Below are 14,213 nucleotides of genomic sequence, written 5' to 3'. Positions count from 1 at the left end.
GGTCCCGTCAGCCCCACCCCCGGCCCCGTCCTTCCGCCCATCGGCTTTCCGCCGGTCCGCGGTACGAAGCTGCCCAGCCTCACCGGACCGGGTATCGGCCCGTACCCGACATTGGGCGGTCCCGGTACTCCTCCCCCTGGCGGCAAGGTCCTCGGCACGCCGGGAATGCCCCCACGTGACAGCGGCATCACGGGCGGTCGGCCTGTGACGTCGACCGGCCCCAGCTCGGGCATTCCGCGTGGCAACGTCATCGGTGAAGGCGCTCACGCCGGTCGGGGCATGGGTGGCGGCATGGGTCCGGGCGTCGGCGGTGGCCACGGCGGCCAGAACGGCTTCGCGGCAGGTCGTCGACTCGCCTCGGAGCCGGGAGGCATCGTCGGAGGGAAGCCGGGTACAGGCGCTCGCCCGATCGCCGGCGGCCAGCCGTTCACCCAGGGTGGCTCGGGCCTCGTGCGCAACGGCGTGGGTGCCACGGGGCACGCGGGTGCACGGGCGCAGACGCCGGACAAGCGACGGGACGACCAGCCGGGCGAACGCGCCGACTACCTGGTCGAGGACGAAGAGACCTGGCAGGGCAACCGTCGTGTTGTTCCGCCTGTGATCGACTGAGCAGAACGGACGTTGCACGGGATGCGCATGCGCAAGGCGACCTCGGCCCTGGTGGGTCTCCTGCTGGCCGGGGTCGCCGCGACCCCGGCCCACGCGGCCACGATTCGATCGCAGCAATGGCATCTCAATGTCATGAAGGCGGACGAGATCTGGAAGATCAGTACAGGGAAGGGTGTCACCGTCGCGGTAATCGACGATGGGGTCAGGGAAATTCCCGAACTGGAAGGCCAGCTCGTCCCCGGCAAGCGTTTCACCCCGCAAGGCGACGACGGACCTACTGACCAGGGCGGTCATGGCACAACCATGGCGGCCTTGATCGCCGGAACGGGAAAACACCCGAGTGGCGACGGTGGCTATGGCCTTGCTCCCGGTGTCAAGATTCTCCCGATCCTGGTTGCGGACACTGAAAAGGCAACGCCGTCATGGGTTGCGGCAATTCGGTACGCAGCAGACTCGGACGCCAAGATCATCAATATGTCCCTGGGAAGGGGCGGAACGCCGGAAGATGATCAGGCGCGGGCCGAAGCGGTGAAGTATGCCCTTGCGAAGGGCAAGCTGATCTTCGCGGCTGTCGGAAACACCGGCAATTCGACCAATTGGGTTGAATATCCGGGTGCGACCCCTGGGGTGGTCGGAGTTGGCGCGGTAGATGCCAGTGGTGAGCCGACCAAGGAATCGCAGCATGGTCCTCAGGTGGATCTGGCTGCACCCGGCGTGGACATCGTCACGGCGTGCTCGGGTAAGACAGGGATCTGCAAGAACCACGGCACCAGTGACGCCTCCGCCCTCGCCTCGGCCTCCGCCGCCCTCCTCTGGTCCGCCCACCCCGACTGGACCAACAACCAGGTCCTGCGCGTCCTCCTGAACACCGCGGGCAAGCCCACCGACGGCGTCGAGCGCAACGACTACATCGGCTATGGCATCGTCCGCCCCCGGATCGCGGTTCCCACCCCCGGCGACCCTGGCCCGGCGGACGTCTACCCCCTGCCCGACCTGGCGGCTGCGGCGAACGCGGGCAAGTCGCCCGCGCCCTCCGCAGAAGGCAAGGCCCCCGACGCCGCCGCGTCCAAGCCGGCGGCCGAGGCCGAGGAGAAGAAGAGCGGTAGCTCGCTTCCCTGGATCGCACTCGGTCTGGGGGCCTGCGTGCTCATCGGTGGCGCCGTGACCGTGGTCGTCGTACGCCGCAACCGCTGAGCATCGGTACGACCTGGCTTCACCTGCCCTGACCTGACTCTGATCTACCGGCTCTGACTCGGGAGTTCCCGCGATGTCGTTCGACGAGGAATGGTCGGCGGCTCGCGCCACCGCCACCGCCAACGTGTCCATGCGGCTCAATCAGGTGCCCGCCGATCCAGGCGGCGGTGGCGGCGGTGACGGTGACCTCGAACTCAATCAGGACCACATCGGTGCCATCGGCTCCGACGCGTACAAGCTGCACACCCGCCTCCAGACGGACGGCAAGCACGCCGCCTCCGCCACAGCCGAGGCCGCCGGAGCCCTCACCAAGGAGGGCTTCGCGAGCGGGGCGGCGCTGCTCAAGGCCAACAGCCTCTGGGAGAGCCAGGTCAAGACCCTCGTGGCGGCCTGCGCCACCATCTCCAACGGCCTGAACTACTCGCTCTCCTCCCACGCCAAGGACGAGCAGCAGCTCCACGCCGACTTCACCGCGTCCGCGATCGACAAGTACCTGAAGTAGACGGGGCGCCGAGATGCTGACGTACGAGAACGTGATGAACGCACCGCTGGACAAGCTCCAGACGGCGGTCACCGACTGGACCGCGATGGCCGGCAAGCTCGACGAGATGGCCGAGGCCGCTCGTACGGGCATGAAGGCGAAGTCCGACAAGGCCGACTGGAGCGGGGTCACCGCAGGGGTGGCGCGGGGGTTCGTCGACAAGACGGCCAAGGAGTTCGAGGACGCGGCCAAGGCCGCCAAGGGCATGCACCGGGTCCTCGCCGACGCGCACGCGACGTTCAAGGCCGCCCAGGACGAACTGAGGAAGCTCGTCGCCGAGGCCCCGGCGGCCGGTTTCCGGATCGATGCCACCGGGCGGGTCTCCGCGATCCCCCTGCCCACCGAGGCGGACCAGAACGCGGCCCGGCACGACCCCGACTACCAGCAGACCCTGAACACGAACCGCAATGCCTGGCAGTCCCGCGTCAACCGCGCGGTGGAGGACGCCCAGGACGCCGACGACTCGCTCGTCCGCGTCCTCCAGGCGAACGTCGCGGACGAACACGACTTCAGCGCACCCCGGTTCACCACGCTCGACGCCGAACAGGCGGCCCGCGCCGCCGACCTGATGAAGAAGGTCACCGGCGAGGGCGGCACAGCGCGCAACGTCGAGGCGCTGCGCGAGCTGGAGGAGCTGCTCGACGACAACCGCGAGGACCCCGAGTTCTCGACGGGCTTCTACCGCACGATCGGCGCCGAGGGCACCCTGGAGATGTACTCCAAGCTGTCCCTGGACGCGACGAGCCTCGGGGCGGCCGGCAAGGACCGGGCGCTGATGGTCGCGAACATCCAGAGCGACATGGGCGCCATGCTCGGCCTCGCCACGCACAAGGACGTACCGCACCACCTCGACGCCGCCTGGACGACGCAGCTGATGAAGGCGGGCCGCAAGGAGATGGACGTTTTCGGTGGCGTCCGGCAGATCTACGGCTACCAGGCCCTCGGCGCGCTGCTCCGCGAGGGCAAGTACGACACGGAGTTCCTGACGTCGGTCGGCCGTGACATGGTCGCCATGGACCGCAAGGACCCGAAGGCGTGGGAGTTCCACACCCCGTACGGCATGGAGTCGGTCCTCAGCCAGGGCGGGGACGGCCGCGGCTTCTACCCGCTGACCGGGCTCATGGAGGCACTGGGCAACAACCCGGACGCGGCGACGGCCTTCTTCAACGAGCCGGTCCGCGAGGACAGCAACAAGGACGGCGTCGTCACGAAGGACGACAAGCCGGTCGGCGGCCAGCACGGCAAGGACCGGGGCATGGTCGACTACATGCTCGACAAAAAGCCGTACATGGACAGCTTCGACATCACGAGGACCGGCGAACTCCACCCGGCCCAGCAGGCGCTCGGCGACGCCCTCATGGCGGCGGTATCCCACCGGAGCCCGGGCGACGAGGGCTCCCCGCCCGTCGCACACACCAAGGAGATGGCGGCCGTCATGGAACGGGTCGTCGAAAAGATCGGCGACAAGCCGGAACTGGTCGACGCGGATCCGGGCGAGCCGGAGGGCCCGCTGAACGCCCTGTCCGGGCACTTCGGCCAGATGGCGGCAGAGTACATGCCGGACATCCAGGCCTCGGCGGAGAACGGCAGCCGGATGATCAAGGCCAACGGTGAGATGGCCTCGTTCGACAAGGCCGACATGGCGGCGTTCATCGGAGCGGTGGGGCAGGACCCGGACGCCTACGGCGCCATCACCAACGCCCAGCGGGCGTTCACGACGACGCTCATCAACGATGTCATCGCGCACCGGAGCGAGTACGAGGAGATCGACGCGGCGATCACGGTCGCGGTGCACCCCGGCGGCCAGATTGCGGGCATCCTCTCCGAGGCCAGGGCCGAGGGGACCTTCGCGGAGAACGGCCACAAGGCGGAGGAATACGTCAAAGGCGTCGAAGACAATGCCAAGTGGGTCAACCGTGTCATCAGCGCGGCAGGCGGCAAGTACCTGGAGATGGTGCCGCTGGCCGGTGACGTCGTGGAGTGGCTCCAGGAGGACATCACGGAGGGCGTGGTCGAGCGGGCGAAGAAGGACCAGGCTGACAAGACCGGCGACGCCGATCACAAGGCCGTGCTCGACTACACGCAAGCCCAGGTGGAGGCCGGTCTGTCCGCGGAGCAATCGGTTCGCAAGGCCGCGGAGGGGACGGGCATGAATCAGCGGAGCATCGACGCCCTCGCCGGTTTGGCTTCGACGCAGACGGCGAACGCCCACGCGGTCGGCCGTGGGCAGGTCGCCACTTCGAACGGCGGCTCCTGATGCCCAGTGTTCGTAGCCCCCTCGTACTCGCCGTCGTGCTGCTCGCGACGGCAGCGCTGGCCGGCTGCGCCGAGGAGAAGAAGGCGGCGGCCCCGCAACTGCCGGAGCGCACCTGCTTCGGCGTCTTCACCCGGACCGACCTGGAGCCCCTCATGGGCTACGGCGAGACGGTGGAAGTCTCCGGACCGGTCGACGCCCGCCTGACCGCGGCGCGCCGTGGGGTCACGTGCAACGTCTACGTCGACGGCCAGGGCCGGGTACTCGTCACGGCCACGCGCCAGCCTCTCGAACAGAGCTTCGCCTGGCCCCCCACCGATCCGAATCAACCCCCGCCCGATCCGCTTCCTCTCGGCGACAAGGGGATCGTGTGGAACACGGGCGCCCGCGTCGCCCTCGCCTGCAAGGGATCCAAGGACTCCTTCGCCCTCGAGCTGGGGCTCAGCGGATCCGTGGAGCACATGAAGCCCGGCACATCGCGGGCCTTGTTCACCGCGCTCATGACCAAGTACCTCGAGTCCGCGAAACAGCAGACGCAGTGCGGCGTCTGACGCGGCCGGACAAGGCGAAAGCCGCTCGGGGGTGCGCCTGCCCCCGAGCGGCTCGCCGCGAAGCCGTGACCGGAATCGAACCGGCGTAACTCGCTTTGCAGGCGAGTCCCTCAACCACTCGGGCACACGGCTGTGAGGTGGTGATGTGCACGACCGTACGGGGGGCGCGGGGGAGCCGGAAGGGTTCCGCGGCGGGTGCAACACGACTGCCACGCCGCGTTCACAGGGACCGCGGACCTAGGTCTCCGGGCGGAGGGCGGGATCCGTCGAATAGACAGGGTCGAGATGGGGCTACGCACCTTACTCTGGGGCGATGAGTGCCCTTGAGCCCCGCGTGCCCCAGAGAACCGAGACGCCGGTCCCGCCCCTGCAGCCGGGCGGGATCCTCGGGCCCGCGTACCGGACGCTCAGCATCGGGATCGTCTCCGTCGTCTTCCTGATCGCCTTCGAGGCCACCGCCGTGGGGACGGCCATGCCCGTCGCCGCGCGCGAGCTGGAGGGGATCGGGCTGTACGCCTTCGCCTTCTCCGCCTACTTCACGACCAGCCTCTTCGGCATGGTCCTGTCCGGGCAGTGGGCCGACCGGCAGGGGCCGCTGCGGCCGCTGGCCGTCGGCATCGCCGCCTTCGCCTCAGGGCTCCTGGTCTCCGGGACCGCCGGGGCGATGTGGGTGTTCGTGCTCGGCCGGGCCGTGCAGGGCTTCGGCGGCGGGCTGGTCATCGTCGCCCTGTACGTGGTGGTCAGCCGGGCCTACGAGGAGCGGCTGCGCCCCGCCATCATGGCCGCCTTCGCCGCGAGCTGGGTGGTCCCCTCGATCGTCGGGCCGCTGGCCTCGGGGACGGTCACCGAGCACCTCGGGTGGCGGTGGGTGTTCCTCGGGATCCCGGCCCTGGTCGTCGTCCCGCTGATGGTGGCCCTGCCCGCGATACGGCGGACCGCGTCCGGGCCCGTCGACCCCGACGCGCAGCCCGTGGCCTTCGACCGGCGGCGGATCCGGCTGGCCCTCGGGATCTCGCTGGGCGCGGGCCTGCTCCAGTACGCCGCCCAGGACCTGCGGTGGCTGTCGCTGGTGCCGGGCATCGCCGGCGCGGCCCTGCTGGTCCCGGCCGTGCTGGGGCTGCTGCCGCGCGGAACGTACCTGGCACGGCGCGGACTGCCGTCCGTGGTGCTGCTGCGCGGGGTGGCCGCCGGCTCGTTCGTCGCGGCGGAGAGCTTCGTACCGCTGATGCTGGTGACCCAGCGGGGGCTGAGCCCGACGCTGGCCGGCTTCTCGCTCGCGCTCGGCGGACTGACCTGGGCGGGCGGCTCCTGGGTGCAGTCGAAGGGGCGGATGGCCCCGTACCGGGAACGGCTGATGGTGGCCGGGATGGTGATGGTGGCCCTGGCCATCGCCGCGGCGCCCGCCGTGCTGATCGAGTCCGTGCCGGTGTGGACGCTGGCGCTGGCCTGGGCGGTCGGCTGCCTGGGCATGGGGCTGGTGATCGGCTCCACGAGCGTGCTGCTGCTGAAGCTGTCGGCGCCGGAGGAGGCGGGGGCGAACTCCGCCGCGCTGCAGATCTCGGACGCGCTGGCGAACGTGGTCCTGCTGGCGGGCGGCGGCGCCGCGTTCGCCGCGCTGGGGGGCGGCGCCGTCGGTGCCTCCCACGCCCTGACGGACGGGGCGTCGGCCTCGCATCCCGCCGCCTTCGTGGTGGTGTTCCTGCCGATGGCCTGCGTGGCACTGGTGGGGGCGTGGGTCGCGACCCGGCTGGAGCCAGCCCCCGAACCTGCGTGACACCGGGTGGTACCGCGCGGTACCGTCGTTTCATGGCTGGTCTCAACGTCAGGTTCACCGAGGAAGAGCTGGACGCCCTGCGCGAGCGCGCCGAGGCGGAGGGCCGCAGCATGCAGTCCTTTGCGCACGAGGCGGTGATCAGGGCCATCGACGAACACACCCGGCTGTTCGACGAGGCGGCCGAGCATGTGCTGAAGGTCAGCGGAGAGCTGAACCGGAGGCTCGCGTGACCTACTACCTGACCCTCCCCGAGGTGCTGAACCTCGCGGAGCGGCTCGGGACCAGTGAGGTGCGCGACTACGGGCTGCTCGACTCGGCGCTGGCGCGCCCCCGGTCCAGCGTGTTCGGTCAGGATGCCTACCCGGACATCTGGGAAAAGGCTGCGGCCCTGATGGAATCGCTCGCCCGCAACCACGGGCTGGTGGACGGCAACAAGCGGATCGCCTGGTACGCGACCTGGGTCTTCCTGCACGTGAACGGCCACCCCCTGGACGCCGGATTCGACGTCGACGAGGCCGAGCGCTTCGTGCTGGACGTGTGCCAGGGCTCGTTGGACGTACCCAAGATCGCAGCGCAGCTGCCGAGGTTCGCCCGCTGACCCTCTGACTGTGACGCTCGCCGCACCCGCCGAGGTCACGGGCCTGTCCCTCCGCGAGGGGCGGGCCCGTCCCGGTAGGGTGGCCCGGTTGTCCTACGTACGACTGCCGAGAGCGACGAACCGGAGACCGTGACTACTACCGCCTCCCACCACCTCTCACCCGCCTTCCCCGGCCGCGCCCCTTGGGGTACGGCGGGCAAGCTGCGCGCCTGGCAGCAGGGAGCGCTGGACCGCTACATCGAGAAGCAGCCGCGGGACTTCCTCGCGGTCGCGACCCCCGGCGCAGGCAAGACCACCTTCGCGCTGACCCTCGCGTCCTGGCTGCTGCACCACCACGTGGTCCAGCAGGTGACCGTGGTCGCGCCGACCGAGCACCTGAAGAAGCAGTGGGCGGAGGCCGCCGCCCGGATAGGCATCCGGCTGGATCCCGAGTACTCCGCCGGGCCGCTCAGCAAGGACTACCACGGGGTCGCCGTCACCTACGCGGGTGTCGGCGTGCGCCCGATGCTGCACCGCAACCGGTGCGAGCAGCGCAAGACCCTCGTCATCCTCGACGAGATCCACCACGCCGGTGACTCGAAGTCCTGGGGCGAGGCCTGCCTGGAGGCCTTCGACCCGGCGACCCGGCGCCTGGCCCTGACCGGTACGCCCTTCCGGTCCGACACGAACCCCATCCCCTTCGTCTCGTACGAGGAGGGGAACGACGGGATCCGCCGGTCGTCCGCCGACTACACCTACGGCTACGGGAACGCGCTCGGCGACGGCGTCGTCCGGCCCGTCATCTTCCTCTCCTACAGCGGCAACATGCGCTGGCGCACCAAGGCGGGCGACGAGATCGCCGCCAAGCTCGGCGAGCCGATGACGAAGGACGCCATCTCGCAGGCCTGGCGCACCGCGCTGGACCCGCGCGGCGACTGGATGCCGAACGTGCTGCGCGCCGCCGACCAGCGGCTGACGGAGGTCAGGAAGGGCATCCCCGACGCGGGCGGCCTCGTGATCGCCTCCGACCAGGACTCGGCGCGCGCCTACGCCAAGCTGCTGCGGGAGATCACCGGCAGCAAGGCGACCGTGGTGCTCTCCGACGACACCGGCGCGTCGAAGCGGATCGACGAGTTCAGCGAGGACGGCAGCCGCTGGATGGTCGCGGTCCGGATGGTGTCCGAGGGCGTCGACGTACCGCGCCTCGCGGTGGGCGTGTACGCGACGACGATCTCGACCCCGCTGTTCTTCGCCCAGGCCGTCGGGCGCTTCGTGCGCTCGCGCAGGCGCGGCGAGACCGCGTCCGTGTTCCTCCCGACCATTCCCTATCTCCTCGGCTTCGCCAACGAGATGGAGGTCGAGCGCGACCACGTCCTCGACAAGCCGAAGAAGCAGGGCGAGGACGACCCGTACGCCGAGTCCGAGAAGGAGATGGACGAGGCGAACAAGCAGGAGGACGAGGACACCGGCGAGGACGAGCAGATGTCCTTCGAGGCGCTGGAGTCCGACGCGGTCTTCGACCGGGTCCTCTACGACGGCGCCGAGTTCGGCATGCAGGCGCACCCGGGCAGCGAGGAGGAGCAGGACTACCTCGGCATCCCCGGACTGCTGGAGCCGGACCAGGTGCAGATGCTGCTGCAGAAGCGGCAGTCCCGGCAGATCGCGCACAGCCGCCGCAAGCCGGACTCCGAGGCGGACCTGCTGGAGCTCCCGGCGGAGCGCCGGCCGGTGGTCTCGCACAAGGAACTGCTCGAGCTGCGGAAGTCGCTGAACACGATGGTCGGCGCGTACGTCCACCAGAGCGGCAAGCCCCACGGGGTGATCCACACGGAGCTGCGCCGCGTGTGCGGCGGCCCGCCGAGCGCGGAGGCGACGGCGGGGCAGCTGCGCGAGCGGATCAAGAAGGTGCAGGAGTGGGCCACCCGCATGCGATGACCTCGTGGTGAGCTCACACAGAACAGGGGACGGGGTCCGTGCGGAGCATCGCACGGGCCCCGTCCCCTGTGACGGTCTTACGGTCTTACGCGGTGGGGCGGCGACGGCGGCCGGTGCCCGCGACCAGGGCCGCGCCCATGGCGAGCGCCACGCCGGCCCCGCCGAGGGCCCAGCTGGTGGCCGCGTCGGTGCCGGTCTCGGCCAGCTGACCGCCGGTGGCGACGGGGGTGGTGTCCTTGATCGGGGTGGAGTGGCCCTCGGGCTTCGGCTGGTTGCCGGTGGTGCCGCCGTCGCCGGTGCCGCTGCCCGTGCCGGGCGCGGTGATCGAGCTGTGGGCGAAGGCCACGTCGGAAGTGATGCCGTCCGCTTCGTGGTCGTCCGCGAGCACGACGATGAAGATCGGGCCGACCGGGGCGTCCTCGGTGAACTTGGCCCGCAGCTGGATGTCGAACTTCGCGTCCTTGCCGACCGCGCGGTCGATGATCGTCCAGGCCACCTGGCTCGTCGAGTCGTTCTTGGCGTCGACCCAGCGCTCGCCGTCCCAGACCTCGATGGCGAGGTGCTTCGACTTGAGGGTTTCGCTGTTGTTGTCGAAGAAGACCGAGAAGCCGTAGTTGTCGATCTTCTCCTTGCCGGAGTTGTCGACGCCGAGCGAGAACGGCTGCCACGCGCCGCCCGCCTTGAAGCCGCCGGCCGGCAGGCCCTGCAGGGCGACCTTCGGTCCGTTGTTCTGCTCCTGCTCGTCGGGCGCGGTCACCGTGGACTCGTACCGGACGCGGTCCGCGGTGCCGCCCTCGGCGGTCGTGGACAGGGAGAAGCGGGAGGGCGGCGTGTCCTTGCCGAACTTCATACGAAGCTTGAGGTCGAAGACCTCGTTGGTTTCGATGTCGACGTCGGCGAGGCTGAGGCTGTAGACCTCCTCGGACCCGTCCGGCGCGATGGCGTGCCAGCCCCAGGCGCCCTTGGAGTCGGGCGCGTAGACCTCCGTCCGGATGTCGCCGGCCTCCCACCCGAAGGTGTCGAGGGTCCACAGGACCAGTTCGAGCGAGTAGTCGTCGACGGCCGGGCGGCCCGAGTTGTCCACGTGCAGGGAGAACTCGCTCCAGCCGGCGCCGGACGTGAACTCCTTCGGGAGGCCGTCCAGGGTCAGCTGCGGAGCGGCGGCGGCCTTCTGACCGGTCTTCCCGGCGCCCCCGGACGTGACCGTGTCGGCCGGGTTCGGCTGCGGCTTCGGCTGGGCCTCCGGGGCCGCCGGCTGCTGCCCGCCCTCGGGCTTCGACGCCTCCGGAACCTCCGGTGCCTGCGGTGCCTGCGGGGTCTCTCCGGTCGCCGGGGCGATGTCGTCCTTCGGCGCCGCGTCCGGGGTCGTGACCGCCGGGTTGCGGACCTCGTCGGCCATGGCCGGCGTGGCCATCAGGACCGTCGGGCCGACCACCGCGGCGGCGGCGACCATGGCGATGCGCTTGAGCTTCATGCGGGTTTTCCCCCTCCGGACGGCCCAGGTGCGCGTGAGCGCATCCCCCCCGAGCCGAATGACCATCTTTTTGAACATGATCAGAGTAATGGGGCGGTAAAGAGCTCCTGTGGCAATTGAGGTTACGAATCGACACCGGAAGCGATCAGGAACCGGCATAAACGGGTAGCACGCGCCCGGATTCTGGACGAGCCCTTCCGCTGAGCGGACCTGCTCGCTACTGTCCCCGCATCGAACGCACCGTGGCAGCGCCGCCGCGGGAGCGCAGCCGGTGCCATGGCCGCTACCGGCGGCCTCTCCGTGCGCCGCCGCGGGACCGGCGGCGTTCCACCCCGAGAGTCACCGCCGCTCACCGAAAGAGGGAGAGGCGTCGTGACCGCGGAAACCTCCCAGACTCTCGACAGAGGGCTCAGAGTCCTCAAACTGCTCGCCGACACCGACCACGGTCTGACCGTCACCGAGCTCTCCAACCGCCTCGGTGTGAACCGCACCGTGGTCTACCGGCTCCTCGCCACGCTCGAACAGCACGCCCTGGTCCGCCGCGACCTCGGCGGCCGGGCCCGCGTCGGGCTCGGCGTGCTCCGGCTGGGCCGGCAGGTGCATCCCCTCGTACGCGAGGCCGCCCTGCCCGCGCTGCGTTCGCTCGCCGAGGACATAGGGGCCACCGCGCACCTGACCCTCGTCGACGGCACCGAGGCCCTCGCCGTCGCCGTCGTGGAGCCGACCTGGACGGACTACCACGTGGCCTACCGGGCCGGCTTCCGCCACCCGCTGGACCGCGGGGCCGCCGGGCGGGCCATCCTGGCCGCCCGTCAGGGCTCCCTCATCGAACCCGGGTACACGCTGACGCACGGCGAGCTCGAAGCGGGCGCGAGCGGCGCGGCCGCGCCGCTCGTGGGGATCACCGGGCTGGAGGGCAGCGTCGGGGTCGTGATGCTGGCCGATGCGGTGCCGGAGCGGGTGGGGCCGCGGGTGGTGGACGCGGCGCGCGAAGTGGCCGACGCGCTGCGCTGAGCCGCGGTGTCGGCGGGGCTCCCGGTCCGCCGCCGGGGGCCGCGCCGTTCCCGGGGCTCCGCCCCGGACCCTCCCCCGGACTTCGGCCGGGGGAACCCCAGCGCCTCACACGCGGCGGGGCAGAGGGGCCTCGGCGGGGTCGGAAGGGTGGCTCGGGCGGGCGGACGCCGGGCGGCGGCTAGATTGGGTGGGTGCTCTCACGCCTCACACGTCTGTCGCGCCCCGCTGCCCTGGCCGTCTGCGCCGTGCCCGTGGTCGGGCTGTTCGTCGCCGCGGCCTTCGCACCGTTGCCCTACGTGGTCGCCGTTCCCGGCCCCACGTCCGACGTGCTGGGGTCCGACAAGGGCAAGCCGGTCATCACCGTCACCGGGGCGCCCGTCAGGGAGACCGAGGGCCAGCTGCGGATGACGACCATCCGGGCCACCGGTCCGTCCTCGACCATGCGGCTGCACGAACTCGTCGACCACTGGTTCAAGACCGATCAGGCGGTCATGCCCAAGGAGGCCGTCTACTCCTCGGGCGGAAGCGACGAGGACATCGAGAAGCACAACCTGGAGGAAATGGCCAAGTCGCAGTCGGCCGCCGCCGAAGCCGCGCTCGGCTATCTCCACAAGGACCCCAAGGACGTGAAGGTCGAGCTCAACCTCGCCGACGTCGGCGGTCCGAGCGCCGGGCTCCTCTTCTCCCTCGGCGTCGTCGACAAGCTCGACGGCGACGGCAGCGGCGGCGATCTCACCGGCGGACGCAGCATCGCCGGTACGGGAACCATCACCGCCGACGGCGCGGTCGGCGCCGTCGGCGGGGTGGCCCTGAAGACCCAGGCCGCGCGGCGCGACGGGGCGAGCGTGTTCCTCGTACCGAAGGCCGAGTGCGCGGACGCGCAGTCGGAACTCCCCGAGGGGCTGCGGCTGGTCCCCGTCACTTCGCTGACGGACGCGGTCGACTCCCTGCGTGCGCTGAAGCGGGGAGAGGACGTTCCGTCCTGCTGACGGCCGGCTTGCGGTCCATGCCGCGCCAGGCCGGGAAGACCAGCGGGGCGAGCGTCGTCAGCAGGTAGGCACCGCCGAACAGCAGCAGCGCCCGGCCGACCCCGAACCCGTCGACCAGCAGGCCCGCCGCCAGCCCGCCCAGCGGCATGGTCAGCTCACAGCCCGCCATGGTCACCCCCGAGACGCGGCTGCGGAGCTCCTCCGGCACCTGTTCGTACATGACCGTGGTCAGGATCGGGTTGAGCACGCCCACGCCCAGGCCGGCCAGGGCCATCGTCACCGCGAGCGGCAGCGGCGTATCGGTGAAGGCGGCCACCACGTACCGGGTCGCCCCGGAGAGCAGGAAGGCCCCGGCGAACACCGCCCGTCGCGGGAACCGCTCGCCCCACACCCCGTAGAGCAGGGCGCCGAGCAGGGCGAAGCCGCCGAACAGGGAGAACATCAGGCCGAGCGTGGCGGCGCCGCCGAGGGCGTCGCGGCCGTGTACCGGCAGCAGTACCGAGGACCAGCCCTGGTCCAGGCCGTTGGTCATCATGACCATCACCGTGATGCCCATCAGCAGCCGGGAGCGCGCCAGGAAGGCCCAGCCCTCGGCCAGCTCGGTGCGGTACGCCGCGAAGGACACCTTCCCGGCGACCGGCTGCGGCTCGGCGGACGGGACCCCGCGCAGGAACGCGGCGACCAGCAGCGCCGACGCCCCGAAGGTGGCAGCGTCCAGCAGCAGTACGGTCTCGGCGCCGAACGCCGCGATCAGTACGCCGGCCACGGCGGCCCCGATCATCCGGGCGCCCCGGGAGACCGCGTCGTAGAGGCTGGCCGCGCGGGCGACGGTGGTGCCGGCGTGCCGGGCGAGGTCCGGCAGGAGCACGTGGCGGGCGGTCAGGCCCGGGGTGTGCACGAGGCCGCCGACGGCCATCAGCGCGCACAGCATCCAGAAGTCGAGCACGCCCGCGCGGTGCAGCAACGGGATCGCGCCGACCGACAGACCGCTGATCAGGTCGGAGGCGACGGAGATCCGGCGGCGGCCGATCCGGTCGATGACCGGTCCGCCGACCAGGGCCGCCACGACGACGGGAAGGGTGGCGCAGAAGGCGACGACCCCGGCCCGGCCGGCGCTGCCGGTGGTCTGCAGCACGAACCACGGGACGCCGATGAGGGTGAGCGAACTTCCGGCTATGGAGACGGTGTTGGCGGCCAGTACGCCGACCAGTGGGCGCTTGTCCGGACGGCGCTCCGCGCGCGGCGGCCCGTCGGGGAGTAAGGCGTGCACAGCAGGACTCCTGGGATGCGTGGGGGAGGGG

Annotated in this window: 13 protein-coding genes and 1 tRNA gene; 11 read left to right on the top strand and 3 right to left on the bottom strand. The window is 70.9% G+C overall.

What is annotated here, in order from left to right:
* The first annotated feature begins 204 nt into the window (after positions 1-204).
* The 5 genes from PV721_RS33000 to PV721_RS32980 all read left to right on the top strand — a co-directional run bounded on the left by PV721_RS33000 (position 205) and on the right by PV721_RS32980 (position 5,149).
* Positions 205-609 (top strand): hypothetical protein, encoded by a 405-nt coding sequence (locus tag PV721_RS33000; protein ID WP_319730842.1) that lies wholly within the window; start codon positions 205-207, stop codon positions 607-609.
* 21 nt (positions 610-630) lie between these two features.
* Positions 631-1,803, top strand: a complete 1,173-nt coding sequence (gene mycP / locus PV721_RS32995; protein WP_319730840.1) for a type VII secretion-associated serine protease mycosin — start codon at positions 631-633, stop codon at positions 1,801-1,803.
* Between the two features lie 73 nt (positions 1,804-1,876).
* Positions 1,877-2,305 carry a hypothetical protein gene (locus PV721_RS32990; protein ID WP_319730838.1) on the top strand — a complete coding sequence of 143 codons (429 nt, stop codon included), beginning with the start codon at positions 1,877-1,879 and terminating at the stop codon, positions 2,303-2,305.
* A gap of 13 nt (positions 2,306-2,318) precedes the next feature.
* Positions 2,319-4,601, top strand: a complete 2,283-nt coding sequence (locus PV721_RS32985; protein ID WP_319730836.1) for a hypothetical protein — start codon at positions 2,319-2,321, stop codon at positions 4,599-4,601.
* Positions 4,601-5,149 carry a hypothetical protein gene (locus tag PV721_RS32980; protein WP_319730834.1) on the top strand — a complete coding sequence of 183 codons (549 nt, stop codon included), beginning with the start codon at positions 4,601-4,603 and terminating at the stop codon, positions 5,147-5,149. Before PV721_RS32985 ends, PV721_RS32980 begins: the two co-directional genes overlap by 1 nt.
* A gap of 60 nt (positions 5,150-5,209) precedes the next feature.
* Here PV721_RS32980 and PV721_RS32975 read toward each other — a convergent pair.
* Positions 5,210-5,281: transfer RNA gene (locus tag PV721_RS32975), tRNA-Cys, on the bottom strand.
* 181 nt (positions 5,282-5,462) lie between these two features.
* On the opposite strand from PV721_RS32975, the gene PV721_RS32970 reads away from it, so the two are divergent.
* The 4 genes from PV721_RS32970 (at position 5,463) to PV721_RS32955 (ending at position 9,435) form a co-directional block, all read left to right on the top strand.
* Positions 5,463-6,923 (top strand): MFS transporter, encoded by a 1,461-nt coding sequence (locus PV721_RS32970; RefSeq protein ID WP_319730832.1) that lies wholly within the window; start codon positions 5,463-5,465, stop codon positions 6,921-6,923.
* A gap of 32 nt (positions 6,924-6,955) precedes the next feature.
* Positions 6,956-7,153 carry a plasmid mobilization protein gene (locus PV721_RS32965; protein ID WP_319730830.1) on the top strand — a complete coding sequence of 66 codons (198 nt, stop codon included), beginning with the start codon at positions 6,956-6,958 and terminating at the stop codon, positions 7,151-7,153.
* Positions 7,150-7,521 (top strand): type II toxin-antitoxin system death-on-curing family toxin, encoded by a 372-nt coding sequence (locus PV721_RS32960; protein WP_319730828.1) that lies wholly within the window; start codon positions 7,150-7,152, stop codon positions 7,519-7,521. Before PV721_RS32965 ends, PV721_RS32960 begins: the two co-directional genes overlap by 4 nt.
* 129 nt (positions 7,522-7,650) lie before the next feature.
* Complete coding sequence (locus tag PV721_RS32955) at positions 7,651-9,435, top strand: DEAD/DEAH box helicase (protein ID WP_319730826.1); 1,785 nt, start codon at positions 7,651-7,653, stop codon at positions 9,433-9,435.
* A gap of 85 nt (positions 9,436-9,520) precedes the next feature.
* On the opposite strand, the gene PV721_RS32950 is transcribed toward PV721_RS32955, so the two are convergent.
* The gene (locus PV721_RS32950) at positions 9,521-10,909 is read right to left on the bottom strand and encodes a hypothetical protein (protein ID WP_319730825.1); all 1,389 of its coding nucleotides are present in this window, start codon (positions 10,907-10,909) and stop codon (positions 9,521-9,523) included.
* 372 nt (positions 10,910-11,281) lie between these two features.
* Here PV721_RS32950 and PV721_RS32945 point away from each other — a divergent pair, with 372 nt between their 5' ends.
* Positions 11,282-11,923, top strand: coding sequence for an IclR family transcriptional regulator (locus PV721_RS32945; RefSeq protein ID WP_007264382.1), 642 nt, complete (start codon positions 11,282-11,284; stop codon positions 11,921-11,923).
* A gap of 191 nt (positions 11,924-12,114) precedes the next feature.
* Complete coding sequence (locus tag PV721_RS32940) at positions 12,115-12,912, top strand: S16 family serine protease (protein WP_319730821.1); 798 nt, start codon at positions 12,115-12,117, stop codon at positions 12,910-12,912.
* Here PV721_RS32940 and PV721_RS32935 read toward each other — a convergent pair.
* Entirely contained in the window at positions 12,842-14,182 is a 1,341-nt protein-coding gene (locus PV721_RS32935; protein ID WP_416371235.1) for an MFS transporter, read from the bottom strand. The two genes, PV721_RS32940 and PV721_RS32935, sit on opposite strands and share 71 nt — an antisense overlap.
* Positions 14,183-14,213: the final 31 nt, after the last annotated feature.

Origin of the sequence: Streptomyces sp. MB09-01 (genome assembly GCF_033794505.1) — a bacterium.
Lineage (GTDB): Bacteria > Actinomycetota > Actinomycetes > Streptomycetales > Streptomycetaceae > Streptomyces.
Note: the sequence above shows the minus strand (reverse complement) of the source record. Positions and strands in the feature narration are given on the sequence as shown.